This window comes from uncultured Methanobrevibacter sp., from assembly GCF_947170395.1.
Taxonomy (GTDB): Archaea; Methanobacteriota; Methanobacteria; order Methanobacteriales; family Methanobacteriaceae; genus Methanocatella.
In genome coordinates this window covers 1-26,648 of sequence record NZ_CAMVTE010000032.1, presented here as the reverse complement: position 1 = coordinate 26,648, position 26,648 = coordinate 1, and the positions used below count along the sequence as shown (strand labels likewise).

At 34.2% G+C, this 26,648-nt stretch carries 19 protein-coding genes; 8 read left to right on the top strand and 11 right to left on the bottom strand.

The features are described 5' to 3' along the window. The 8 genes from Q0W04_RS08630 to thsA form a co-directional block, all read right to left on the bottom strand. Positions 1-71, bottom strand: a 71-nt coding sequence (locus Q0W04_RS08630; RefSeq protein WP_366938647.1) for a histone-like protein, incomplete at its 3' end; no start/stop codon positions are given. A 256-nt stretch (positions 72-327) separates the two neighbouring features. After that, positions 328-1,524 (bottom strand): threonine synthase, encoded by a 1,197-nt coding sequence (gene thrC, locus Q0W04_RS08625; protein WP_298502115.1) that lies wholly within the window; start codon positions 1,522-1,524, stop codon positions 328-330. Positions 1,525-1,565: 41 nt separating this feature from the next. After that, the gene (locus Q0W04_RS08620) at positions 1,566-2,186 is read right to left on the bottom strand and encodes a stage II sporulation protein M (protein WP_298502112.1); all 621 of its coding nucleotides are present in this window, start codon (positions 2,184-2,186) and stop codon (positions 1,566-1,568) included. Then, the gene (locus Q0W04_RS08615) at positions 2,186-3,283 is read right to left on the bottom strand and encodes a tryptophan--tRNA ligase (RefSeq protein WP_298502109.1); all 1,098 of its coding nucleotides are present in this window, start codon (positions 3,281-3,283) and stop codon (positions 2,186-2,188) included. Before Q0W04_RS08615 ends, Q0W04_RS08620 begins: the two co-directional genes overlap by 1 nt. Positions 3,284-3,381: 98 nt before the next feature. Further along, positions 3,382-3,897, bottom strand: a complete 516-nt coding sequence (endA, locus tag Q0W04_RS08610; protein ID WP_298502106.1) for a tRNA-intron lyase — start codon at positions 3,895-3,897, stop codon at positions 3,382-3,384. 91 nt (positions 3,898-3,988) lie between these two features. Then, complete coding sequence (locus tag Q0W04_RS08605; RefSeq protein ID WP_298502103.1) at positions 3,989-4,702, bottom strand: metal-dependent transcriptional regulator; 714 nt, start codon at positions 4,700-4,702, stop codon at positions 3,989-3,991. Positions 4,703-4,870: 168 nt separating this feature from the next. Continuing rightward, positions 4,871-8,917, bottom strand: coding sequence for a pseudomurein-binding repeat-containing protein (locus Q0W04_RS08600; RefSeq protein ID WP_298502100.1), 4,047 nt, complete (start codon positions 8,915-8,917; stop codon positions 4,871-4,873). 421 nt (positions 8,918-9,338) lie between these two features. Continuing rightward, a complete protein-coding gene (gene thsA / locus Q0W04_RS08595; RefSeq protein WP_298502097.1) occupies positions 9,339-10,988 on the bottom strand; it encodes a thermosome subunit alpha in 1,650 nt (549 codons plus the stop codon). 117 nt (positions 10,989-11,105) lie between these two features. Here thsA and Q0W04_RS08590 point away from each other — a divergent pair, with 117 nt between their 5' ends. The 7 genes from Q0W04_RS08590 to Q0W04_RS08560 all read left to right on the top strand — a co-directional run bounded on the left by Q0W04_RS08590 (position 11,106) and on the right by Q0W04_RS08560 (position 15,138). Then, on the top strand, positions 11,106-12,122 hold the full coding sequence (locus Q0W04_RS08590; protein ID WP_298502095.1) for a lipopolysaccharide assembly protein LapB: 1,017 nt from the start codon (positions 11,106-11,108) through the stop codon (positions 12,120-12,122). A 60-nt stretch (positions 12,123-12,182) separates the two neighbouring features. After that, the gene (locus Q0W04_RS08585) at positions 12,183-12,317 is read left to right on the top strand and encodes a hypothetical protein (protein WP_298502121.1); all 135 of its coding nucleotides are present in this window, start codon (positions 12,183-12,185) and stop codon (positions 12,315-12,317) included. Between the two features lie 35 nt (positions 12,318-12,352). Beyond that, entirely contained in the window at positions 12,353-12,805 is a 453-nt protein-coding gene (locus Q0W04_RS08580; RefSeq protein ID WP_298502092.1) for a hypothetical protein, read from the top strand. Positions 12,806-12,813: 8 nt separating this feature from the next. After that, positions 12,814-13,455, top strand: coding sequence for a DUF116 domain-containing protein (locus Q0W04_RS08575; RefSeq protein WP_298502089.1), 642 nt, complete (start codon positions 12,814-12,816; stop codon positions 13,453-13,455). 380 nt (positions 13,456-13,835) lie between these two features. Continuing rightward, positions 13,836-14,324 (top strand): helix-turn-helix domain-containing protein, encoded by a 489-nt coding sequence (locus Q0W04_RS08570; RefSeq protein ID WP_298502085.1) that lies wholly within the window; start codon positions 13,836-13,838, stop codon positions 14,322-14,324. After that, the gene (locus Q0W04_RS08565) at positions 14,321-14,551 is read left to right on the top strand and encodes a hypothetical protein (protein WP_298502083.1); all 231 of its coding nucleotides are present in this window, start codon (positions 14,321-14,323) and stop codon (positions 14,549-14,551) included. Before Q0W04_RS08570 ends, Q0W04_RS08565 begins: the two co-directional genes overlap by 4 nt. Continuing rightward, positions 14,545-15,138 (top strand): transposase, encoded by a 594-nt coding sequence (locus Q0W04_RS08560; protein ID WP_298502080.1) that lies wholly within the window; start codon positions 14,545-14,547, stop codon positions 15,136-15,138. Before Q0W04_RS08565 ends, Q0W04_RS08560 begins: the two co-directional genes overlap by 7 nt. Positions 15,139-15,329: 191 nt before the next feature. On the opposite strand, the gene Q0W04_RS08555 is transcribed toward Q0W04_RS08560, so the two are convergent. The 3 genes from Q0W04_RS08555 to Q0W04_RS08545 are packed head-to-tail and all read right to left on the bottom strand — an operon-like array spanning position 15,330 to position 19,651. Further along, positions 15,330-16,790 (bottom strand): sodium-dependent transporter, encoded by a 1,461-nt coding sequence (locus tag Q0W04_RS08555; protein WP_298502118.1) that lies wholly within the window; start codon positions 16,788-16,790, stop codon positions 15,330-15,332. Further along, entirely contained in the window at positions 16,786-18,240 is a 1,455-nt protein-coding gene (locus Q0W04_RS08550) for a sodium-dependent transporter (RefSeq protein WP_298502077.1), read from the bottom strand. Before Q0W04_RS08550 ends, Q0W04_RS08555 begins: the two co-directional genes overlap by 5 nt. A 22-nt stretch (positions 18,241-18,262) precedes the next feature. After that, positions 18,263-19,651 carry a carbon starvation protein A gene (locus tag Q0W04_RS08545; protein ID WP_298502074.1) on the bottom strand — a complete coding sequence of 463 codons (1,389 nt, stop codon included), beginning with the start codon at positions 19,649-19,651 and terminating at the stop codon, positions 18,263-18,265. A 275-nt stretch (positions 19,652-19,926) separates the two neighbouring features. On the opposite strand from Q0W04_RS08545, the gene Q0W04_RS08540 reads away from it, so the two are divergent. Continuing rightward, the coding region (locus Q0W04_RS08540; protein WP_298502072.1) for a right-handed parallel beta-helix repeat-containing protein at positions 19,927-26,648 on the top strand (6,722 nt) is incomplete at its 3' end.

Here is a 26,648-nt window from a genome sequence, read left to right as displayed (position 1 = left end):
TCATCACTTACTCTTTGTGCACCAGCATTTTTTAAGATTCTTCCTACAGGAGCAATTGGTAATTCACTCATAATTTCACCTCATTAATTTGTTAATAGATAATTTAAATTTGCTTATATATAAATATATTGGTTTAATAGTGTTGATTTTAGTAAATTTCAACACTAAAAAGCAAATTGTTATAACCTATAAATTGCAAGTATTATCTGTGAAAATGTTTTTCATATAATAGTTTAAACAAAAAAAGTGTAAGTCTGATTACAAATTATAAGAAATAAAAAGCAAAATTAAAAATAAAATGGAAAATAAGATTATTTTTAAACAACCTTATTTGTTCATGAGAATTTTTCTTAAAGTGTCAATATCCGCATCCACTTGTGTAGGTTGTGTACAAGCGTCAATAGCAGTGTTAGGATCTTTAAGCAAGTGCCCTGTAACAACACAGGTTATTGTTTCACCTTTATCAACGACACCTGCATCCACAAGCTTTTTAAGACCTGCAATAGAAGCTGCTGAGGCCGGTTCAACACCAATACCCTCAGTTCTTGCAAGCAACTTTTGAGCATCGAGAATTTCTTCATCACTTACAGTTTCTGAATATCCGTTTGAATCATAAATTGCATTCAATGCTTTAATGTCACTTACAGGCGCACCAATACGGATAGCAGTAGCAATAGTTTCAGGATTTTCTACAGGAACTACCCTTTTGTCACCTTTTTTAAATGCATTTGTAACCGGACATGCTCCTTCAGCCTGAATACCAGTCATCATTGGCAAGTCCTTAATGAAACCTGCATCATAGAATTCCTTAACACCTTTCCAAATTGCAGAGATGTTACCTGCATTTCCAACAGGCAGAACAATTCTATCAGGAGCCTGCCAACCCAAATCACGGACAATCTCATAACCTATTGTTTTTTGTCCTTCCAATCTGTATGGGTTGATTGAATTTAATAAATAAAGATGTTTTTCTAAAGCAAGAGCAGTCATTGCCTCTAAAGCTTCATCAAAGTTTCCGTTAATGGACATCACTTCAGCACCATGGAACATTGCCTGAGCCAATTTTCCCAATGCAACTTTTCCAGAAGGTAAAAATACAATGCATCTTAAACCTGCACGGGCAGCGTAAGCTGACAGGGATGCAGAAGTATTACCAGTAGAAGCGCAACCAACGGTGTTAACACCCAATTCCATTGCTTTGGTCATTCCGACAGTCATTCCCCTGTCCTTAAAACTTCCAGTTGGGTTGGAACCTTCCACTTTAACATATAAGTTTACGCCAAGTTCTTCACCTAACTTATCGCATTTGCAAAATGGAGTTCCACCTTCATCAAGTGAAACGATTTTAGCCTCATCGACAGGAATGCATTCCTTAAACTTCCATAAATTATCTCTTCTACCGTCAAATATATCTTTAGAAACATCAATTTCATTGACGAGTTCAAGTACAGATCCACACTTTTCACAGGTGTAGATTACTTCATCGTCATCATATTCTTGTCCACATGAAACACATCTTATCATAAAATCACATTAATATTTTTCATTTAATTAATATATAAAATTTAACTTAAAACCGAAAGTACAAACTCGGCAATCGGAACTGTCAGATAGACTTCAACAAAACCTGCAATCACCATCAATAATGAAGCCACGACCAGTAAGATAATAGCCTGTTTCAGTTTATCAAAACTCTCATGAAAAGAATTTGACAAGCTTTTTAAAATGGCCTCATCATCATCCTGCATCCACAAAGCCCTTAAAAATTTATAGATGAAATTGAAAAGAACAAATCCGCTTGCACAGGCCAGAATGCATGATGAAAACTCAAATATCCCATGAGGAACAATCAAAAGCAAAGTGGCAAACAGATCGTTGGAACAGGCAATGTAGTAACCTGCAAAAAATCCGTTGAAAGCAAGCAGCAAAGCTGAAAAACAAAACCCCATCCCATAAATGAACATTTGAAATACGATGCCAATATTGTTAAGGAATATGTCTTTAAAGGTCAATTGAATAACGCCTGACTGAACCTGCTCAGTTATATCCTCAACTATTGGATTGAAATAACTGTAGAGATAAGGCTGTAAAGCATAGCCTAAAAATAAGGAGATGAAAAGGATGGCCACTGATGAAAAAATAGCCAGCCTATTTTCACTGAAAGCCGATTTAACTTCACCAAACATTATATCAATGTTTTAGCAATTTCACGAGCTTCGACCTGTTTGTCCTGCAAATCATTGAAGAACTCTTCCATTAGCTCTGCAGTTCTGACTTTACAGTCACCGCAGCGTAATGTTCCGTTTAAACATTCAGTTCTGATTTTCTTAAGTTCTTCATCATCATCAATCAAGTGATAAAGCAACATTTCATAAATGACACATTTATCGACTTCACCACCCAATTCTTTTTGCTCTTTAAGGGTTTCTCTTCCACCGGTTTTAGCAGTTTTGACTTTTTTGGCAGCGTCCTTTGGAGAATCATTCAAATAGATTGCTGTTGAAGGCTTTGAACTGCTCATCTTATCACCAGTCAGCCCTGTTAAAAATCTGTGATATGTAGAAGCGGGAGTTAAAAATCCCAAATCCTCATGAAGTTTTTGAGCGATGTCCCTGGTTAATCTTAAATGAGGGTCCTGATCTATTCCAACAGGTACAACAACCTTTTTTGGACCTCCAAACTCTTCGATTTGAGGAAGCAAAATATCTGCAACCTGAACTAAAGGTGCCTGAATGTGAGCGATATTTGTTGAAGGAGTAAAACCGTAAATTGCTTTTAGCTGATTGAAATTAGTTTTGCTTGAAGCCTTAAATGCCAAATCCTGCAACAGTTTGTTTTGAGATTGAAGATAAACATTAACATTATCTTTTTCCAAATCAAGACCTAATGCAATCCAGTTGGTTAAATATTCATCCACTGCTATTCGACGACCCTCTTCAAAGCTCATTCCCCTTGCAGCATAAGATTCCAAATCTGCAATAGGCAAGGACAGCATTGCCCCTTTTTCCTGATACCATATTAATTGGTCTACAACCATTTTATGACCTATATGCATTTGTCCACTTGGCATCATGCCTGTTACAACAGCAAAATCCTTGTTTTCATTGATTAATTTATTAATTTCATTGAATTCCCTATGACCAAAGATTACTCCCCTCTGCATTAGCTTTTGAGGATTTTTTATATCTCCAATAATATCTGAAACCTTACCTATTCCAAACTGGTTAACCAATTTATCATAATCCAGGCTGAATGATGCCCATGGATCGATTAAATTTTCCACATTATCACCTTCACATCCATTAAATTAAATATATGATTAATAATCGTAACATCAACTAAGAAATTATATTAAAATATAATGCATTTCTCTATTTAAAATTAAGGTCTTGTCCATTCGACATTATAGTATGTTATGTCAAAATCATCATCAACAATAGCCAAAAGGAGTTTTTTGTTAACCCCATGCGAAACTCTGACATAACTTGCAAAATCAAGTGCATCAATATCATAATTTTCAAAAATAATTTTAACCAAATAGTCGGAGTGACCTTGACCAGGAGCCCTGCCCCTATCGTAGAGTCTAAATTCAGAGCCGTATTTGAATCCTGTTTTTATAACATATCCACGGTCTTTTAAATCGCGATAAACAACATATTTGGCATAATTGTTCTGTTCCTTTAAAAGGTCAATCAGATAACCTATGCTGCATTCTATATCATCCTCATAAATATCCAATCGCTCTTTTTCCAATAAATAACAGGCTTCAATTAAAGAAAGATTTAAAGAGTCAGCTTCGATTTTACCGAATTTACTTTTTTCATGCAAAGCTATTGGTCTTTTACTACCCTCTTCAATTTTGACAGATACGATTTCATTTGATAAGTTTCCACGCATTAAAACACCGCAAAAAGAAATAAATTATATTTAATGCTATTAATTTTGAAATAAATATTATATAAATATTTGTAAAAAAAGAAAAAATGAGTTAATTCCTAATAAAAATGTTATTAGCCATTTCCATTGGAATATTTAACTCCTCACCCTCAATAGTAACCAGATAATGATTACCTACACGGTTTTCATTGAATTCATAGCTTAAATGGTCACCGATTTTAATGCCTCTTTCAGCAATGTCGTCCAGAAGTTGTGGACTTCCACGAATAAATGATATTGTTCCTTCAGAACTAGAAGTTAATTCGGATACAGATAATAAATTAAATTCCCTATAAATAACTTTATCAAAGTCTTTTTGAGAATAACATTCATTACAACTTTCAAAATTAAAATTACATGCTGGAATCACATTTTCATCAGGGCATAAGTCAGGATTCTGCAACATGTTACACAAAGACCTTTCAGCCTCATCAGATAATGAATGTTCCATTTCACAGGCCTGGTCATGGATATTCTCTTCTTTGATTTTTAAAATATCCTTCAAGAATTTTTCCAATATTCTGTGTTTTCTTGTGATTTTTTGAGCTATCTTCATTCCTTCATCAGTTAAAGTAGCTCCCTTATATGGAGTATATGCAATATAACCTAAATTTTCCAATTTTTTAAGCATTTGGGTTACACTTCCAGGAGCAATTCCAAGCTCTTTTGAAAGCATTGTTGTGGAAACCTGTTCTCCGTTACTGCCATTACGGTAGAGAACTTCCAAATATTCCTCAATATTATCACTTATTTTATCTGCAGCCATGAAATTCACCTAATAATTTATATCATTTAACAATATGTCATTAAAAGTATAAAAAAGTTTTGGTATGCCTAAATTTTGTAAAAAAATTATGTTAAAAAGAGTTCTTAATATTTATTAAGATTTATTGAATATTTAAACCTTTTTAAAAAATAAAAAAAAGAAGGAAAGTTAGAATGAAATACCTGAATAAATTCCATGAACAGAATAGGAATTTGTATTCCAATTAACTACATTTCCAAATGAATTTCTAGTACTTGTAGGATCTACAACATACCATTGGCCACCAACTAAAACCTGAGCCCAAACGTGACCGTATGTACTTCCGCTTGAGAATCTGCAGGTTCCGTGAACATATCTTGCTGCAATTCCGGCAGTCCTATACATTGAAATCAATAAATGGGCCTGGTCAACACAGTTACCTGTTTTTGCAGATAAAGTACCTGCAGCACCATATCTTGTATTGTAATAGAAACTGTATGATACAGAATCTCTTACATAGTTGTAAATAGCTTTAGCCTTATCCAAATCAGAAGTTAAACCGGAAGTAACAGAATCTACAACAGATTTAATAGCGCTATTTCCTACCGGACAATTAGTAGAGGATTTCAAGTAGTTAGATAAATCAGTTTCAGTATTTTTCTGATTTAAACCAGTACCGGAACCAGTTGTGATAGAAGTACTTGAACTACTGCTTGATCCGTATGTGATTACAACATAATTCGGCAATGCCCCATTGGTATTGTAATATGCTAAAACACGTGAGAATGCATCCACCAATTCTGAATAAATTATTTTTCCAACTGCTGAAGAAGCATAGTTAGGAGCCAATTTATTGGTAGATATGAATTTTGCCACATTATTAGCAACCTCTGTATAATTACCTTTAGTCAATTGTTGGGAATTAATTGTATCACCGGTAGGTGATTGAGGAGCATCTACACCACTGATATAAGATATATCTTTATTATTGGAGTTTCCAATCTGATAAATTGCCTGACTCATCAAATACAGGAATTCCGGTAATGTGAATGTTATTCCAGCTGCAGTAACAGTATTAGGAAGCGCATTATTATTTGAATAATAATTTTTCAAATTGGTAGCGCCAGTTAAAATATCCTTAATGGAGATTGTCTTAACTGCAGATGAACCAGGAGTAACTATAGTTGAAGATTTTGTAATTTTGCTTATTGTCACATAATTAGGCATTGCATTATTGGTTTTATAGTAAGCTAAAACTCTGGAAAATGCATCAACCAAGTTTTCATATTTAATGTTTCCCAAGGTTGAACTAGCATAATTTGGAGCCTGATTATTAGTTGAAATAAATGAAGCAACCCTATTAGCCACATCAACATAATCTGTTTTATTCAATTGCCCTTCAGAATCACCAGCAGAATTTGAAGGTGCGTTTGCAGATACAGGTGAAATTGCAGAAGTTTTACCTGAATTGATTTCACCAATTGCCTTTGCCATCATGTATAAAAATTGAGCTGTGGAATATGTTACACCGCCAACACTTACACTGGAAGGCACAGCACCAGTTGATGAAATAGTATTTTTCAAGGAAGTTGCTGCAGTCAAAATATTTGCAATAGTAACTGAACCAGCTGTAGATGAACTGGAACTTGAAGAACTAGAGCTAGATGAACTGGAACTAGATGAACTGGATGAAGATGGAACAGTTTTACCTGTTAATGAATTATAATTAACAAAGTTAGTTAATCCCCATCTGAATACCATTACACCAGTTGCCTTAGCATTAACCGCAGTCTGAGCATCTTTTTTAATTTCACTGGATGACAATTTTGCCACATTACTGTCTGAAGCATATCCCTGTAAACCTGCCCAAATTTGAGCTCCTTTAGAATTATCAACAAACCATTTTGTTACAGTACCAATCCAGGATGTAGACTGTTTGTAATTTCCTTTATACATCATAGGAACAACAACATCCATATATTGACTGATTGCAGCTAAGTCCTGACCATAATATTTTATATTGCTTGTGGTTTCAGGCATTACCGCACATGAAACGATAAGTTTTGAATTTAAAGCGTGAAGGGCTTCACTAGCTGATTTTGCAAATTGGGAAATTGCTGCAGTACCGCCGGAAGTTAAATAAGCGGTACCAGGATATCTCATATAATCAAAGTGAATACCGGATACACCTTTAATGGAAGCATATGTTTTTGCTTCAGAGATTACCTGATTGAAGTATGCGGTGTTTGGAGATCCGTTTTTAACAGGATTAATCCAATTACCATCATAGAAAGTTTGCATCCAAATATGAACCCTAATTCCATTATTATTTGCAGAAGCAATCCAAGACTCAACACTGGATTGACCCCATTTGGTAATTGCATAATAATTTAAAAATATGTCTGTAGTTCCCTGAGCAGCCAAACTGCTTAAGGAAACACTCTTCATGTCTCCACCGAAAAGCCAATATCCATAACCGTCCAAAGTGGACTTTTTATCAATAGTTATGGCTTTGCTGTAACTGCTTGGTGCATTATCATTGTCACCAATAGCTTCATAGTTAAATACTGCAGTATAGTTTCCGATGCCTAAATTTACATTAAAAGTCGCATATCCACCACTGGAAGTAGTTGCAGAATATGTTTTTGAGTTTACAGTTAATTTTACAGTTTTACTGGATAAACCCTTATTGCTTGAATCTTTCAATAAAACTTTAAAGGTTTGTGAACCCGGAGTGAAAGTGCCGCTACTCCAAGAAATAGTAGTCTTGGATCTGTCCTTAACAGTTATAGTTGAAGAAGCAGTTTTTGCACTTACTTTTGATTCACCATTGAATTTGTATGTAACAGTATATTTACCACTAGCCAAATCAATCGGCAATGAGACAATACCATTACTGTCAGTAGTTTTGGTATAAGACTTTCCACCTACAGTAAGTGTAACAGTTCTTTTTTCTAAAGGAACACTACCTGATGTTAAAGCAACTTTAAACTGGGTATTTGCACCTTTACCAAAAGTGGTTGTACTTTTTACGGTAAATGTTGGAGTCTTAGACGGAATAATATTAACTTTACTTGATGCGCTTGATGCCTTATAGAAACTATTTCCATCAAATGCATACTTTACAGTGTATACCCCATTATTTAAAGTAGGTAATTTCAATGAAGCAACACCATTACTATCAGTTTTAGAAGTATAAGATTTACCATTAATTGTGAATTTAATAGTTTTACCAGAACCTGGTGCATAACCTAAACCGTTAAGTAATGTAACTTTAATGGTTTTACTGTCACTTTTAAGGAAAGTATAATCGGTAGCTGTTAATTTGGAAGTAGTTGATCTAACTACTTTAACAGTATTGGTTTTGGTCAAACCGTCTGTATTATAACAAACCATATTATATGTACCTACCCCAAGAGTAGTCATTGCAAGGTTAGCTACACCATTTTTATTAGTTTTTACAGTATAAGTCTTACCATTAATCTTAAACTTAATATTCTTACTAACTAAACCTTTACCATTACTATCCATAAATGTTGCATAAAACCTTTTACCGTCAGTATAAACCTTAGTGACATCATTTGCCCTGATAGTACTCAATATCTTAAATTCAGTGGTTAACTGAAACTTGGTAACCGGGTTTGTTGCAACAACCTTATATGTTCCAGGTTTAAGATCAACAGCAACGGAAGCAACACCATTAGCATTGGTTTTTACGGTTTTGCTAACGCCATTTACAGTTATTTTGACATCTGTATTTTTCAAAACTTTTCCATTACCATCTGTAAATGTAGCTGTGTATTTTGTGCTTCCTTTATAATATTTAGAAATGTCTTTAGCTTTGACGGTATCTGAAATTTTTACAGTAGAAGAAACATCACCAGTTGCCCCGTAAACATCTATTTCGGAAGAAGATACAGCTAAACTAGTAACCCCATTTGTACCGTCAGTTGAATTCATCGTGTTAGTTGATAAAGTATTTGAATTTTCAGATCCTAAAACTTCTTCACTTGATAGAGAAACTTTAGATGAATCATTATCAACACTTGAATAACTATATACAGAACTTTCTGATGAATCAGCAGTTTTCTCTAATGGGACTGAAACATCTGATGTATCATCTACTAAGCTAGTAGCATATGAATCTGTAACATTTACTTCACTTGCAGAAATCGCACTGACAGAAAACAATACTATAAGTGCTAAAAAAACAGTGAGTAATAATTGTTTGTTCAAAATATTTTACCTCCATAACAATTTATTTAAACATCCGCGAGATAAGATTCTCGCTTCAACAATATTTATTGCAAATATGTTATATAAACCTTTTTATTTCCAAAATAGCATTATACTTATTTAATTTTTAAAAATAAAGCTAAAACTTTATGAAAATAAGGTATAAAGTAAAATTATACTTGAATAAGGTTCTAAAAGGATTAAATCATATGAATGTATTTTTAAAGTAACTTAATATTATTAAAATGTAAACCATGATGGGAATACTTATTATATAAAATAACATATAATTTAAAGCTTTTTAAACAAAAAACATTGAATAAAGTTTAGTTAGAATAAAAAACAATACATTTAATCGAGTATAAACAAAAATAAGAAAGAATAATGAAAAAAAGAAAAAAGATGTAAAAATTTTAAAAATTTACATCATTGGAGGCATTCCACCCATTCCGCCTGCACCAGGCATTGGTGGCATACCACTTGCATCATTACCAGACTCATCAGGTCCGGTTGAATTCAATGCATTTCTTGCAGCAATCATATCATCAATACGTAAAATCATTTCACAAGCTTCACCAGCTGATTGAAGTGCTTGGATTTTAACCCTTACAGGTTCAATGACACCAGCTTCTTTCATATCAACTACTTCACCAGTAAAGACGTTTATACCGATGAATTTGGAATCTTCATGAGCTGCTTTTAAATCTGCAATTAAGTTAATGGTATCCAAACCTGCGTTTTCAATTAAGGTTCTTGGGATAACTTCCAAAGCTTCAGCATATTTTAAAATAGCTAACTGTTCCCTTCCACTTACAGATTCACCATATTCTCTTAATTGTTTTACCAAATCAATTTCACAAGCTCCTCCACCGATGAGAACTTTTCCTTCTTTAATGGTGGATGCAACTACTCCTAAAGCATCATCAATAGCTCTGGAAATTTGTTCGGTTACATAACGGGTACTTCCTCTTAAAACAATGGAAGATGCTTTTGGATTTTCGCATTCTTCAATGAAAGTCAATTCATGGTCAAATATTTTATCAAGATATACATGACCTGCTTTACCTAATTTATCTTCTGATAAATCTTCAATATCTGATACAAATTTAGCGCCGGTAGCTTTGATAATCCTATCAATATCGGATTTTTTAACCCTTTTATAAGCCATGATTCCAGCTTTTTTCAAGTAATGTTCTGCCATGTCATCGATTCCTTTTTGACAGAATATAACATTGGCACCGCTGTCAATTACTTTGTTGACTAAGTCCTTGATCATTTGTTCTTCCTGATTCAGGAAAGCTTCAAACTGGTCAGGACTGGTAATGTCTATTTTAGCATCAGTGTTAATGTCTTTTAATTCAATTGGATATTTGATAACAGCTATTCTTGCATCTTCAACATCCTGAGGCATGCTTTTTGATACAGGTGCTTTATCGATTACGATACCTTCTGCTAAAAATGAATCTTCTACAGAATCTCCGGAAACCCTTTGGATATTGATATTGTCTATTTCAGATTCGCCGTCTTCTTCTATTCTTAAAGCAGCTTCAACTACCAAATCAGCTAAATGTTCTTTTGCATAGTCTGAACCTTTACCGCTCATAGCAGTAACTGCCACTTTTTTAAGAGTTTCTTCATCATCTGCATCAATAGCAATTTCATTTAAAAGTTCAATTGCCTTAGCAGTTGCATTTCTGAATCCTTTTACAACAACTGAAGTTGCAATTCCATCATCTAATAACTCTTCAGCTTTACTTAATAACTCACCTGCTATTACTACAACAGAAGTGGTTCCGTCTCCAACGATATCTTCCTGTTTTTTAGCAGTTTCAACAAGCATTCTAGCAGCAGGTTGGTTAATTTCCATTTCTCTCATGATAGTCGCACCATCATTGGTGACAGTGACATCACCTAATGAGTTGACTAACATTTTGTCCATACCTTTAGGACCTAAAGTAGTTCTTACAATACCAGCTAACACTTTAGCTGCTGTGATATTCATTCTTAAAGCATCTCTTTTTGAATATCTTTCAGTTCCTTCAGGAAGGATAAATATTGGTTGATTCGCCATTTAATAATCACCTAAAATTTTTTTTAAATAAAATATAAAACTAAGTTTTTATACATATTTAGATAGGTAAGAGGTAATATAAAAATATTACTCATTAAACTAACTTTTGGTGTGTTAATGTACGAAGAGATAATAAATGAAATCAAAGCTAATTTGGGAGAAAACAGGGATTTGAACAGAAAATACCTGTCTTCACAAATTGAAAAGTATAAGGATCATCCATACAACAAGGAAATAGTTCGTGAAGTTTCAAGGATGATGTGGGATTGCCTCAGCGATGAAGAAAAAGAGGAATTTATGGAAATTTCCGATAAGGAAAATCCTATTATGAACATTTTAAATGAAATTTCCGAACTTCTCGAGGTTGGAGAATACAAAAAGGCTTTAAGCATTATGGATGATTTCATGGAAGGTTTTCCGGGAATGTTTGAAGATGACAAAGTCAGCGAATACCACAGCTTCACAAATCCTTTAGAGGAACTGCTCTTCAGAAAATATATAGGGGCAAAAAAAGAGGTCAGGCTAATTCCCGACAACAAACCAGTGCTTGACTTATATTATATTTACGGATTTCTGCTTCTTGAAAACAATCAGCTTGATGAAGCAGAAGAAAATCTAAAAAAAGCCAACAGAATCAATCCGGTTTCAGCAAGAATAATACTGGAATTAAGCGAAATCTACAAAAAGCACACCCCAAGCTTCAACAAATTTGTCATGTACACAACAGAAGCATTAACCTATTCCTACTATCCTCAAGACATCGCCAGATGTTACAGAAACTTAGCATATTATTTCATTGAAGAAAATAAATTCGACATTGCTGTTGGGCTGCTTAAATACAGCATGACATTTGAAATGAGTGTTATGGCACATAGTGAACTACATTATATTGAATCAAAAGGCCACAACATTGATATAACACTTGAAGATGCCATTGAAATAATTAAGGATAACAATATACAGCTTGGAGTCAATCCATTCATTTTAGAAACCTTGAATGAACTTGCCGGAGAATATGAGAAAAACAAACTATATGCCCAAGCCATATACTTCTATGAACTCATATTTAACCTGACAAATGATGAAAAGATAGCTGAAAAAATTAAGGATAATGCGGGTAAAATAAAACATTAAATAATACTATAATATATAATATTATATAGGTGATTTTAAATGTGTTCAAGTGGAGGGCCAATGGCCGATATAGACTTAGCAAAACTAAAAACTAAAAAATACCATTGTAAAGACTGCGGAAACAAATTCAAAGGTCTTGGAAAAAAGGTAGTTTGTCCGTCATGTCAAAGTGACAACGTTGAAATTGCAGAGTAAACTTATTTACTCTTTTTTTATTTTTTTGTGATTATATGAATATTGATTTTAAAAATGATGAAATACTATTTCTTGAAGGCGAAAACGGAATGGTCGGTGTTGTTAAGGTAGCGCACGAAAATAAAATGCTATTCATTGCAACACAGGACAATGAAGAAATAGTTCAATTTTTAGAACCTGACGACATTATTGCAGTATCCAATTTTAAAAAGGACAAACGAGCAATCAGGTCCCAGGCATATTTAAGCCGTGAAGAATCATCCCCCCTAGTAATTCTCAATAAGGACCATCCGTCTACAAAAAGATTAGAAACAGTCATATCCATTGGGGATGGAGTCAACCTAAACTGCAACATTACTCCTGGAACACACCCTGAACAAAATGTTTTATGTTCCTGCGACAGCTTATCCGGGCTTGAAATAATAAAAACACCAACAGGCGTTGAATTGAACAGAGAATTTGATGACTATACAATTGAAGAATTTTAGGTTAAAAAATGTTATTTATCGATTCATTTTACATGTTTTTAGGACAATTAGTGGTATTTTTAGCCATTTTAATTGTGATATTGTTTATTGCAGTTTTAATCTTAGGATTATTGATTGCAAGAAAAAACAAAATTAAGTTCCCTAGATTCATATTATTTGTTGTAGACCTGTTATATTCTCCTTTTAAAACAATAGCCCACATATTAAAATTAGATGACCATCTCATTGATGATATAGCAATCAAAGTAAGAGACGATGTCAACAAGGAAAAATTCAGAAAAATCCCCGCCGAGAAAACACTGATATTCCTACCGCACTGTTTAAGACATAGAGATTGTCCTGCAACACTTCAAAAAGAAGGACTAAACTGTACAGAATGCGGATTATGCTCAATTGGAGTAATCAAGAAAAAGGCAGAACCGTTAAACTATAAACTATATATTGTGCCGGGATCCAGTTTTGTTAAAAAAATTGTTATGGAAAACAAGTTTCAAGCAGTAATCGGAGTAGCATGTCATGAGGATTTGAACCAAATGATGATGTTACTGTCAGACTTTTATCCTCAAGGAGTATTGCTTGAAAAAACAGGCTGTTTTGAAACAAAAGTAAATGTTAAAAAAGTATTTGAAAAAATAGATTCCAAATACTAGTCATAGCAAAACATGAATGATTATTACCCAAATAGTAAGAAAGATTGCTCAAAAATGAGTAAGTTTTTTTAGTAAAAATTTACGTGTATTCGCCCATATTCTACTCAATAGACATACAGTGCAAATGATGGTATTTTAAAAGTAATGCATGAATTTAGAATGATATAATTGTTTATCATATTTTTATTAGACCTACTTTAACAATAACACCCACACCAACCAAACTTACCCTATTCTGACCAACAAGTATATACTGGAACATACAAATACGGCCATTTTTACATACTTACGTTTCACTTTAATAAAATCCAGATAAAATTAATTTGATTTTATAGCATATTACGAAAAGTTTATCCCTAATGAATGATAAATATTTAATCATGGAAACGATAGATCTGCTTGAAAAAAAAGAAATCGAAGAACTTGATAAATATTTAAAAGAATATAGGCAAGCACATAATATTTATATGAGATTATTGGCCGTTAGGATGGTTAAATTAGGTGAAACTAGAACATCTGTTGGGGAATTCATTCGTAAGGATAGAAAAACCATAGGAAACTGGGTCAAAGATTATGACAAATATGGAATCGAAGGTTTAATACCAGATTACTCAAGCTGCGGTACAAAATCCAAATTAACTAATGACCAGCTAATAGAATTAAAAATACTCTTAAGTGATCATGATAAACACTACACAATTATTGACGCCAAAGAACTTATTGAAAATAGATTTGGAGTCACATATTCTTATAAACAAGTTTGGGAAATAACACGAAAGAAATTGGGGTTCAATTATTGCAAACCATTCCTTATTTATAAGGAAGCACCAGCAGATGCCGAAGATATACTTTTAAAAAAACATCCATGATTGATTTTGAAATTGAAGATGTTGTTGTCCTTGATGAATCCCGATGCCAAAATACAACAAACACTGCCAGAAGATTATATAATCCAATATTTAATGGTAAAACAGATAAAAATAGAATTAAAAAAGTGGTGAGAGATACGGAGTTAATGGTGTTGGTTTACAGGGAATTAACTGCGAATCAGCAATATTTTTCAACCAAAAAAACAACTCCAATAATTTCGTGCTAACTATCTGTAAATATTTAATTTCAAGAACAGAAAATCCAAAAGCACTAAAAATAATTTCTAACATCATATCTAATCCAAAATTAGATATAAATAATGTAAAAATGGAATTACTGAAAAAATACATGGATGAAAAAGAATTTAAACAAATATTCAATGATGACCAAAAGATTATCCCAAAAAAATTTGAATCCAAATGTAAAAAATATCGCATTAACTACTACAAAATCAATCAAACAATAAAAAAACATCTACAAAAGATGTTAAACAATAAAAAATTAAGTTTTCTCATGAAAGAAGAGAAACCATTGAATATTATCTTAGATAATGCAAGGATCCACACAGCAAAAATTGTAGAAGAAGCATGCGAAATTTTATCTGTAAACCTTGTTTATTTGCCACCATACTGCCCATTTTTAAGCCCTATAGAAGAGGTTTGGAAAGATATAAAGAGAGAAATCTATAATACGAATTATAAATCATTAGATGAATTAATTGAACTTTTTGAGTTAAAGTTTTATGAAAAAGTAGACAATATATCATATTTTGAAAATTGGGTGATGAAATTTTTTGGGGTAAACATTTCGTAAAATACTATATCTTAAAATATATATTATTCAATCATTCAATTTTTTGGAGAATTAGCTGATTGAATACTCAATCTATAGTTATGAATTTCTTTTTGTGTTATTTTAAGCATCATCCTGCCCAGCATATCGCAATGCGATTAAAAAAGAGTTAAGATGTTGGCATTCCGCCAGACAGTAGAGGATTGCCTAATTCATGTATTTTTAGCGTCCATTTTCGTAAACAGCACTGAAAGTCCGACAACAATAACTGTGATAATTATGTCGACTGCTATTTTAAGTGAGTTTGCATCATTGAATAACTTGACAAGACCAAATACCCACATTACAATTAACAGAACCGGCAACAAGTAATTTAGTGTGAAAGCCCAGGTCTTTCCAACTTTAAAGGTTGAAAACTCGTTAAGCACAGGAATGACCTTTTCAACTCCATAAAACCATCCGAATATTATTGCCTGGATGCCTATCAGAATCAGTATTCCAAAATTATTTACAAATTCATCCACGATTTCCACCAAATAGCTGCTGATTCCTGTCGAATAAAAGACAGTGCCTATGCATGCAACAATTACAAGGGTTGTGACTCCTTTTTTCCTGCTCCATCCAAATTTATCGCACAATGATGAAAGCAAAGGCTCAAACAGTGCAAAAGAAGAAGTGAATCCTGCAAACAGTATTGACAGGAATAATAACGGAGCAATTACATGTCCCATTAGTCCCATTGAATTAAATATCTGTGGGAATATGATGAATATCAGTCCTGTACCTTCACTAATCAGTTCATTCATTGGTATTGATGACGTTAATGACATGTATCCGAGTATTGAAAAGACTCCAAAAGCTATGAAAATCTCATATAATGAGTTTGCAATGACCACAAACAGTACTTCGTCAACCAGCTTTGAATTTTTTGGCAGATAGCTTGCATATGTATATACCATGGCCTGGCCTATGCTTAATGAAAATATGGTTTGTCCGAATGCCGCAAGCCAGACATTGACATTGAAGAGTGCCGACCAGTCGGGAGTGAGCAATGTGGCAACTCCAACATCGAATCCCGGCAATGTGAATGAATAAATAAAAATCAATATCATGATTGTAAATAATAATGGGATTAAAACAGTTGAAATCCGGCCAATCCCTTTATCCACTCCCCTAATGGAGATTACCCAAAAGACTACCCATAATGTTAATGTGCAAATCAGGGTAGGTAATATTATTGTAGTGGCAGAGGCTAAATTTGAGCTTCCCCCAACATAGCTTGTAAAGAATAATGAAGGGTCATTTCCCCATCCGAAAGTAAAGCTGTTTAAGAGATATGCAAAGTCCCATCCCAAGATAATCATGTAATAAATCACAACGACAAATACAAATAAAACAAGCATCCATGCAACGATTTCAAATTCCGGACGAATGCTGTTCATTAAACTGGAAAAACTTTTCTTGACGCTGAAGCCCAATCCATACTCCAGAATTAGAAATGGAATTCCCATGACTAAAATTGCAATTACGTAAGGTATGAAAAATGATCCTCCCCCATTGGAATACAGTACATAGCTGAAACGCCAGATGTTTCCTATTCCAATTGTAAGGCCAATCATTGCAAGAATGAATGTAAATATCGAACCCCATTGTGACTTCTGATCCATTTTAATTCTCCTTAGGTTTAATTCTTGTAAAAACCACACTCAATACTAGAACAGCAGCCATTATAATAATGTCCACTGCTAATTCAAAGGAATTTGCATTAGCAAACAGATTGCCTATTCCAATTAACCACATGACAATCAGAACCAAAGGCAAAACATATTTGATGACGAATTTCCAGGTCTTTCCAACCTTAAATCTGCTGTTTTCATTCAATATTGGTATCAATGAATCCACGTCATATATCCATGTGAGGATAATGCACTGGATTGCTATTAACAGTAAAATTCCAAATTCATTGACAAATCCGTCAACGACGCCTACAAGATAACTGCTGATTCCGGTTGTAAATATCAATGATAACGCACATCCGATTACGGATAAAACTGTCACGGTTTTCCTACGGGTCAGGTCGAATTTATTTTCAATTGAGCTTACCATAGGTTCGAATATTGCAACAGCTGATGAAATTCCGGCAAACAATATTGCAACAAACAATACCGGAGCCAATATGCGTCCCGCAACTCCCATGATATTGAAAATCATCGGAAATACAATAAATATCAATCCCGTTCCTTCACTGACCAGCTGGACCATTGGCGTTCCGGAAGTAAATGACATGTATCCCAAAATTGAAAAGATACCAAAAGCAGTAAAGACTTCAAATGCGGAATTTGCAAACACCACCAGCAAAACATTGTCATTTAATTTGGATTTTTCAGGCAAATAGCTTGCATATGTAAATGCAATGGCCTGCCCCATACTTAAAGAGAACAGAATTTGGGAAAACGCCGCAAGCCATATGTTAATGTCAAGCAATTTCATCCAATCCGGCTGCATCAATGTTTCAATACCTATATTGGCGCCAGGAAGAGTCAAGGCATAGATTACAATTATCGCCATAAGGACAAAAAGAGTAGGAATTAAAATCTTTGAAAGTTTACCTATTCCATCATTTAAATCTCTGTGAGATACAAACCATACTATAATCCACATGATTAATGTGCATATTGTGGTTGGAATCAGAAGAAAGCTTGCATTGCTTAGATTAGAGCTTCCGCCAACATTATCAACAAAGTATAATGCAGCATCGGTTCCCCATTTAAAAGTGAAACTTGAACCCAAATACACTAAATCCCAACTTAATATGACAATATAATATATTACCACTATAAAAACAAATAAAAGCAACATCCAAGAAATATATTCAAGTTTTGGATTAATGCGTTTTAAAGTATTTGAAAACGAGTCCTTGAAACTGAATCCCATGCCGTATTCCAAAATCAAAAAAGGTATCCCCATGATGGCTATTGCGATTAGATAGGGAATAAAAAATGATCCTCCTCCATTGGAGTATACCACATAACTGAAACGCCAGATATTGCCTAACCCCACTGCAGCACCAATCATTGCAAGGATGAATGCAACCGGAGAATCCCATTGTGTTTTCTCTACCATATTTTTCACCAAAATTTATTCATTATTTTTTATATTTTTTAAGAAATACTGCAGTTGTAATAATTGTTGCTATAACTGAAATCACATTGGCAATCATTGCAGGCAGTCTGAAACCTTCCGGGGCTTGCAAAATATATCCAAATGTAATCAATATGCATATTATTGCAGGAGCCAATGTTATAATGTACGGCTTTTCTTTTTTCATTAAATAGGCTGTTGCCGAAAGGAGAACTGCCGCACCTATCAGCAATTGCGCCCAGGCGACATATCTCCAAACTAAAGTGAAATCAACAAATGTCAATGCAAATCCTGCAATAAACAATGGCAGGGAAATCTTTAATCTGGAAGTTATTTTTTCCTGATTGATATGTAATTCATCGGCTATTGTGATTCTTGAACTTCTAAGTGCCGTATCTCCAGTGGAAATCGGACATACAACAATGCCTATGATAATCAAAGCCACAAAAATAGGATTGAGTAGAGCCGTTGCCATTTCATGAACCGCCACTGTCGGTGTTGCAGCATATGTTGCTGCAAGTTGCGGCTGGACATGGAAGAATGCCAGTGCAATTGCCGCCCAGCATAATGCAGTCAAACCTTCCAGAACCATTGCTCCAAAAAATACTGGCCTTGCATCATTTTCATTTTTCATGCACCTGGCGACAATCGGTGATTGGGATGCATGAAAACCTGAAATGGCTCCGCAAGCGATTGTTACAAATAGATATGGGAAAATGTTCTTGTCCGTTAAGTATAGTCCTTGTGTTGTAAACTCTGGAATTGTATAGTTCGGATTTAGGATTAATGATCCTATCATCAACACCACCATTATTATGAATAATGCTCCAAAAACAGGATATATTTTTCCAATAATCTTATCAACCGGAAATAGTGTTGCAATTAAGAAATAGACAAAAATTATCAGCGTCCAATAAAATACAGGGGTGCCTGTTAAATTACCAATCAATGCTGCAGATCCTGTTGAAAAGACCGCAGCGACCATGACACCGGTCACGATGGTTACGATTGCAACAAATTTTTGGGCTGTTGTTCCAAGATACTTGGAAATGATTCCAGGCATTGTAAGACCGTCATTTCGCAGGGATAAAAATCCTGAGAAGAAATCATGTACTGCACCGATAAAGATGGTGCCGAATGTAATCCATAAAAATGCTGAAGGTCCAAACAATGCGCCTTGAATAACTCCGAATATAGGGCCCAAACCTGCAATATTTAAGAATTGAACTAAAAATCCTTTAAGTCTAGACATTGGTATATAGTCAACGCCATCTTCCAATCTCCATACGGGCGTTTGTTTGTTCTCATCAATGCCCACCTTTCGTTCAATAAACTTGCCATAAACAAAATAAGACCCAACTAATAATAAAAAGCAAGCAATGAAACTATACATATATATAATTATTTACTTATTTTTATTAATATACATATTGTTTTAAAAGATTTTCTTACCATATTTTCGTATCTGCTAATTTTTAATCCCATTAAATGTATTTATCACCCATGCATTTCACATAGCCCCCCCTTTGGCATTGTTTATAATTTTTTGTAAAAATCCCAATAGAGTTTCTACAAATCCAAAATTTAACAATTTATCATTATAGCTTATATTATATAAAATTATAAAATAATAAATAATATTCAATTTTATAGGAGTTATGGAATTTTATGAATAAAAATAGGATAATTGTAATATTTTCAGTTTTATTCGTTCTTTTATGTTCGCTTTCGGCAGTTGCTGCAAGTGACTTAAACTCGACTGATGCAATTGCAGGCGAAATTACGGATGAAACGATTGCTGAAACTGTAGATTCTGATGCAGAATCAGGGAAAATATTAACTACGATTAATGAAGAACAGGAAAGCATATTGAATGTGACCTGTGAAGAACAGGAAAGTGTATTGGACGCAACGGATGATGAATCAGAAGAATGGGGTACATTCACTGAGTTAAGGCAGTTAATAAGTGATACCCTATACACTAAGGAAATCAAATTGCAAAAGAATTATAGATCTACTGGTAGTGGAGGTTCTAGCGATGAAATAGTCATTAACAGAGAGGTTACCATTGACGGAAATGGGCATACGATTGACTGTGCAGGAAAATCAACTGCATTCGTACTCGATTATAGTTACATTCATTTAAAAAATATGCGAATTACAGGATTTGCCGACACTTCAAAGTCTCACCTTTATGCAGTAACTGTTCAACCTTATCTTCAGCACTGCATAATTGAAAATTGTATTTTTGAAGGTAATTCATATAGCGTATTGAGTATGCAAGGAACCTTTAATAAGATTGTAGATTGTGTTTTTAGAAATAATTCTGCAAATGGGGCTGAATTAGTTTATTTGACTACTAGTAATCGTCAAAAAGATAATGTATTTCATAGAAATTATATGACTGGAAGTATTTTTGTAGATAATGGAAAAATCACATCAGACGGCAAATTTGACACAGACAAATTAGTTCTCTTAGGTGATGATTTTATTGTTGAGTATTCTCGCTTTGAGAACAATGTTGCTGAAAAAGGAATTGTCCATTTTGGCGATCATCAGTATCTTTCTACTGTTAATAAATGTTTCTTTGGTGTTGCTGAAACCGGTAATGATTATGGTTTAATTTGTCGTAATGGCAACGTAAGGGAGTCAATTTTTTGCACTCCTGATATAAAAGGAAATGTTATCAATGGTGTTAGAAATCTAGACTACAATCTCTGGTTTGATGGTACAAAATCTTATGAAATCCCTGAAAGAGTTGTTGAAAGTGAAGGCTATGGGACTAGATATGAACCATATATAGTTACCGGATATGAAGTGGTGAAGGAATATGAACTAATTATCCTGGTCAAGACTTATTATGTTCCATCAATACCTAAAGAAGTGAGACTGGGTGATACAATTCAATTAAAACTCATGTTTCTTAAATCCAATACCAGCCTTTTACAAATGCCCACATGGAAAACAGTAACATTCCAAGTCGAATTCAGTGACAGTAACCTAAATTCAACAAACATCACATTCACTAATGGAATATCAACGCCGTTTAATTATACTGCATTGGATGGTGAAGAGGGCACAGCAACAATACTTTATAACGGTGCAATTATTACCTCCATTAAATTAAAGCATTCTGGAGAGTATGATTCATTTACTCTACTGAAACACGCCATATCAAAGGCTTCAAATGAGATAGATCTGACTCATGATTATAAATTCTATTCCTCTCTTGATGATAAAATTGCGTTTACAGTGGATAAGGACATTACAATAAATGGTGATGGCCATACAATTGATGGATGTAATGGCGCCAACGGAATTTTTAATTTTGCAAGCGGAAGAAATATCACAGTCAAAAACCTTAATTTTGTAAATTTCAAGGGTCTTGTGGTCAATGCTGAATCTTCCGGCAATGATCAGATTACATTTATAAACTGTACTTTTAAAAACATTGGCGGAGGAATAAAATCAAATAAAATAACCGGAATTTATGATTGTAAATTTGAAGACAGCACAGCTACTGCCATTAATTTATATTCCACTCAAAATATTGCAAGCATTATTGACAACTCAATATTTGAAAATTGTAAAAGCAAATATGATGGCGGTGCAGGATACATTAATTCACCAACCATTATTACAGATTCCCAATTCAAGAACAACTATGCAAGAAACGGTGGGGGATTATACATTGACGCGCAAAATTGCGCTATAGACAATTGTGAATTTATCGGTGATAAAGCGGATTACCTGGCCGCAGGCATCTATTTCAACAATACTGGATGTAATCTTACCAATTCATTATTTAAAAGTAATTCAGCCGCATCAAATGTGCCATTTTACTTTAAAACAACACAAGGAACCGTAGAAAACAACACAGAAACCAATAATACAATATCCAAAAATTCATTCAGTGACCTTAAGGGCATAATAACCAGTGGGGGAAATGTAGTCAATTTAGAAACTGATTATAAATTCAAATACGGTTCAAAAGAGGATTCCAAGATTGCAGATGGCATACCTATTGAAAAAAACCTAATAATAAACGGTAACGGCCATACCATTGATGGTGACACATATGCCACATTTTTTGAAATATATGGGAAGACACTTGAAGTAACATTCAACAACATTAATTTTGTTAATGCATTGTGTTTCGGTATTTATATTAAAAGTGCCAAAAGCGTCTCTTTCAACAACTGTACTTTTCATTCCATTGAAGGTCAGGAAAGTACTGATGCAGTAATATATATTGATTATAAAAATCGGGATGAATCCGTTACAGACAGCGTGCTCATTAACAGATGCAGTTTTATTTATAATGATATTTATAACATAATTTTTGCAAATCCTGGGGATTATGCACTAACCGTAAAAGACAGTGTTTTTGTAAACCCGGACTCCACCTATGACTTATTCATTAGATCCCATAACTCTAAAAACTATTTGGATTACAATTGGTGGGGAAACACTGAATACAACTTCACCAGCATGCCTAAAGTAAATGTCAAATTAAATAATTGGTACTTCCTGAATGACACTACAGTTAAATCCAACAGGGCGACAATATCATTGAACAACTTATATGATAATGTGGCTAAAACAGTTACCGAAGATGCAAACTGTAGTCTGACGGATGTGCCTGTAGAATTTATCGGGAAAGACTTGGTAATAGATGATGCAGTCATTAAACATGGAATTCTCACAGTGCCCTATAAAACAATTAAAAAACCGGCATTTTTGACTACAGTCATTTATGGAATTAATAATACCGTTAATATAACTGAAAAAGGACAATTTGATCTGCTGCAGGAATTGATAGATAATGCCACTGGCGATATCGTGAATCTGAATCGGGATTACACACTCACTGAAGACATAGACAGTGTTGGGGGCATTATAATAAATAAGGATAATTTGATTATTAATGGTAACGGACACACAATCAATGCTCTTGGAATCTCCAATCTATTCAACATACTATCGGACAATGTCAAATTAATGAATCTGATTCTAATCAATGGAAATGGCACAATATCACAAAGCAGCCCTATCCAATGGAGAGGAAACTATGGGACTATAGAAAACTGTACAGTTTCCAATAACTTTGCAGAGCGTTTCGGAGCAATAACCTGGACAGGAACCATGGGAGGCATAATCAATTCCACTTTCAACAATAACCGAGGGTTAAGTTCCGGAGGCGCAATTTTCATCGAGGGAATTGGTGTAAGCATCGTCAATTCAAATTTCACAAGCAATGTTGCATTGAGAGGAGCATCAATATATTCAAATAATGAATATACTCGCATTGATAACTGTAAATTCATAAAAAATGATGCATCTGATGGCGGCGCCGTTTACTTGAATGATGAGTATGGAAGAATACGATACAGCATATTTGAAAACAATACTGGAAGATACGGCGGAGCAGTCTACTGTAATGACATAAATGATGCTGTAACTACCAGCATGTTCACATTCAATAATGCCAGATATGGTGGAGCAGTCTATTGGAATAAAAAATATGGTAGCCTTGCGGATTGTGAATTTGCAAGCAACACTGCAACCGAAGACGGTGGAGCTATCTACTGGAATGCAAATTACGGAACTGTTGATTCAAGCTCCTTTGAGAAAAACACTGCAAAAAGAGGAGGTGCAATCTACTGGGATTACGATTACGGCAAAGTGATTGATTCAACATTCATCAAAAATACTGCAAACGATGGAGGAGCAGTCTACTTCTGTGAAGGAAACTTCATTAAAAACGAACAACAAACCGTGGATTATTCTACTTTCTTAGAAAACAGTGCTCAGAATAACGGAGGGGCAATATATGTTGCTGCTAAGAAAAGCACTATTGGAAACTCCACATTCATCAAAAACCAAGCGAAAGATGGTGGAGCACTTTACGCTGCTTTTGAAGACGGAACAATATCACAGTCAGTATTCATAAGCAATTCCGCATCAGATGAAGGAAGCGCTATATACACAGATGAAGATTCCACTCCAGTCAACTACTGCGTCTTTTTTGAAGACAATACAAAATCAATCATTTATCATGATGGATCATGGTTTAGCAGCAATCTTAATGCTGATTATAACTGGTGGGGAAACAACATAACAAATTTCAATCAAAAATTGGTTAATGTGAATGATGATGTGGATGTTAATAACTGGTATGTTTTAGACATGACAATGAACGAGGGAACTGCAAACATCACATTAAACAGCCTATTTGAAAATAACAAAATCCGCACTGATGAAAACTGCAAAATGCCGCAAATTAACATTACATTAACCAATGAAAATTTAACAGTGGCTGACAGCATTATTTTAGGTGAAAACGGATATGTGGAAGTAGAATATCTTCCAAAAGCAATTAAAGGTTCATTGAAAGCAAGTTTTGAAACCTCCTCTGTTACAAGAAGTGAAGAGTTTCTACCAAGTAGCACTACAATTACAACTGCCGAGGACGAATTCATATATGGAAATATTACAATTGAATATGAAGTCATAAATCCTACAATTATCAATGTAGCAATAACTAATGAAACTGGAAGCATTGTTTTTGAGAATTTAACTTCAGAATATATGGTTTCTTCTGATTTGGCAGCGGGCACATATACCGTAACCGTAACAAACATGGGAAATGGAAGCATCGTTTCAAGCAATGATACAAAAACCTTCACTGTAACTAAATTGACACCAACAATCATGGTTGTTGCAGAAGATGTGATTTATCCAGGTGATGTTATTGTAAATGTTACAAGTGATGTGGCCGGAAATTACACTGTTAAAATCGGGAATGTTGCAGAAGAAATAAACTTAACAGTCAATGAAGTCAAACAGTTAACATTCAGCGGTTTAAAAGCACAGGAATACATTATAAATGTAACATATGATGAAACAGGAAACCATACAAAAGCGTTTAATGATAGTGTTAAAGTCAATGTTTTAAAGGCGGCTTCAGAGATTATAATTAAAAATGTAACCTATTTGGACTACTGGAATGTGATTGTAGAAATCGAATTGGTAAATTCAGATGATTTCACTGCTAAGCTCTACCAAAACGCAACAGAAATCAGTAAAATCACAAAAAATCAAACTGCAATAATGCTCAATGATTTAACATTAGGAGATTACACATTAAACATTACCACCATTGCGGATGAAAATCACACACAAACAACCGAATCGGTAAACATATTCGTCAAATACACTCCGACAATAAATGTGGCCACAGCTGACGTAAGATATCCTGATGACGTTATTGTTAATGTGACCAGTGATGCAACAGGCAAATTCACAATGAAAATAGGAAATAACACATTGGAATTCAACTTAACGGAAGATGTGAAAACTGAAATTTTCAGATTTAAAGATTTAGTAATAGGAGAATATGCAATAAATGTAACCTACCAAGGCAATGAAATCTATACTGCTGCATTCAATGATACAGTTAACGTAAATGTTTTAAAAATCAATACTACAGTCGATTCAACCGTGAAAATAGATGGTTATCATGCAACAATAACTGTTAATGTTAATCCTAATGCTACTGGATTCGTCTATTTGACATATGATGATTTTGCTTGTTATTTGGCATTGGAAAATGGTAGTGCATCCATCAATAATACATTACCTGTGGGCAATTACAATGCATCAGTCAAATACCTTGGAGATGACCTCTACAATGAAAGCAGTACAACTTTGGAATTTGTCATTGTTAATCCTGCAAAAGAGAATACCAACATCACTTTAAAGGTTGAAAGTGATGAAAATGACGTCACCTATACTGTAGATGTCAATCCTAATGCCACAGGTCTTGTTAAATTCGAAGTAACAGGAACTGAAGAATACACAGTATACTCAGATGTCATAAACGGAAAGGCAATTTTAGATGATATATTGGATGCTGGCGACTACACTATAATCGCAACATACATGGGCGACGCAAGATTCAACACCAACATCACAACACAAACATTCACAATAAAAGACCACGAAAAACAGGACACTCCAATTGATGCTAATGTCAATATTACCGGTTATCGAACAACCATAACCGTTAATGTGAATCCGAATGCAACCGGTTTTATTTCCATAAAATTAGGAGATACAATTGCACATATTGCATTAACCAACGGCACAGGTTCATTTATTACTAATCTTGCTGCCGGAAGCTACCACGCAGAATTAACATACCTCGGCGATGATGACTTTAACAAAAACAGCACTGCATTAACATTTACAATTGTTGACCCTGTAAAGGAAAACACCACAATTAGTTTAAACATATCATCCAATGAAAATGATGTCATTTATACTGTAGAGATTAATTCTGATGCTACTGGTCTTGTCAAATTCAAAGTAACCGGAACTGAAGAATA

Coding starts and splice junctions, on each gene's coding strand:
- thrC (WP_298502115.1), bottom strand. CDS start 1,524: ATGATAAGATGTGTTTCATGTGGACAAGAATATGATGACGATGAAGTA.
- Q0W04_RS08620 (WP_298502112.1), bottom strand. CDS start 2,186: ATGTTTGGTGAAGTTAAATCGGCTTTCAGTGAAAATAGGCTGGCTATT.
- endA (WP_298502106.1), bottom strand. CDS start 3,897: ATGCGTGGAAACTTATCAAATGAAATCGTATCTGTCAAAATTGAAGAG.
- Q0W04_RS08605 (WP_298502103.1), bottom strand. CDS start 4,702: ATGGCTGCAGATAAAATAAGTGATAATATTGAGGAATATTTGGAAGTT.
- thsA (WP_298502097.1), bottom strand. CDS start 10,988: ATGGCGAATCAACCAATATTTATCCTTCCTGAAGGAACTGAAAGATAT.
- Q0W04_RS08590 (WP_298502095.1), top strand. CDS start 11,106: ATGTACGAAGAGATAATAAATGAAATCAAAGCTAATTTGGGAGAAAAC.
- Q0W04_RS08585 (WP_298502121.1), top strand. CDS start 12,183: ATGGCCGATATAGACTTAGCAAAACTAAAAACTAAAAAATACCATTGT.
- Q0W04_RS08580 (WP_298502092.1), top strand. CDS start 12,353: ATGAATATTGATTTTAAAAATGATGAAATACTATTTCTTGAAGGCGAA.
- Q0W04_RS08575 (WP_298502089.1), top strand. CDS start 12,814: ATGTTATTTATCGATTCATTTTACATGTTTTTAGGACAATTAGTGGTA.
- Q0W04_RS08570 (WP_298502085.1), top strand. CDS start 13,836: ATGGAAACGATAGATCTGCTTGAAAAAAAAGAAATCGAAGAACTTGAT.
- Q0W04_RS08565 (WP_298502083.1), top strand. CDS start 14,321: ATGATTGATTTTGAAATTGAAGATGTTGTTGTCCTTGATGAATCCCGA.
- Q0W04_RS08550 (WP_298502077.1), bottom strand. CDS start 18,240: ATGGTAGAGAAAACACAATGGGATTCTCCGGTTGCATTCATCCTTGCA.
- Q0W04_RS08545 (WP_298502074.1), bottom strand. CDS start 19,651: ATGTATAGTTTCATTGCTTGCTTTTTATTATTAGTTGGGTCTTATTTT.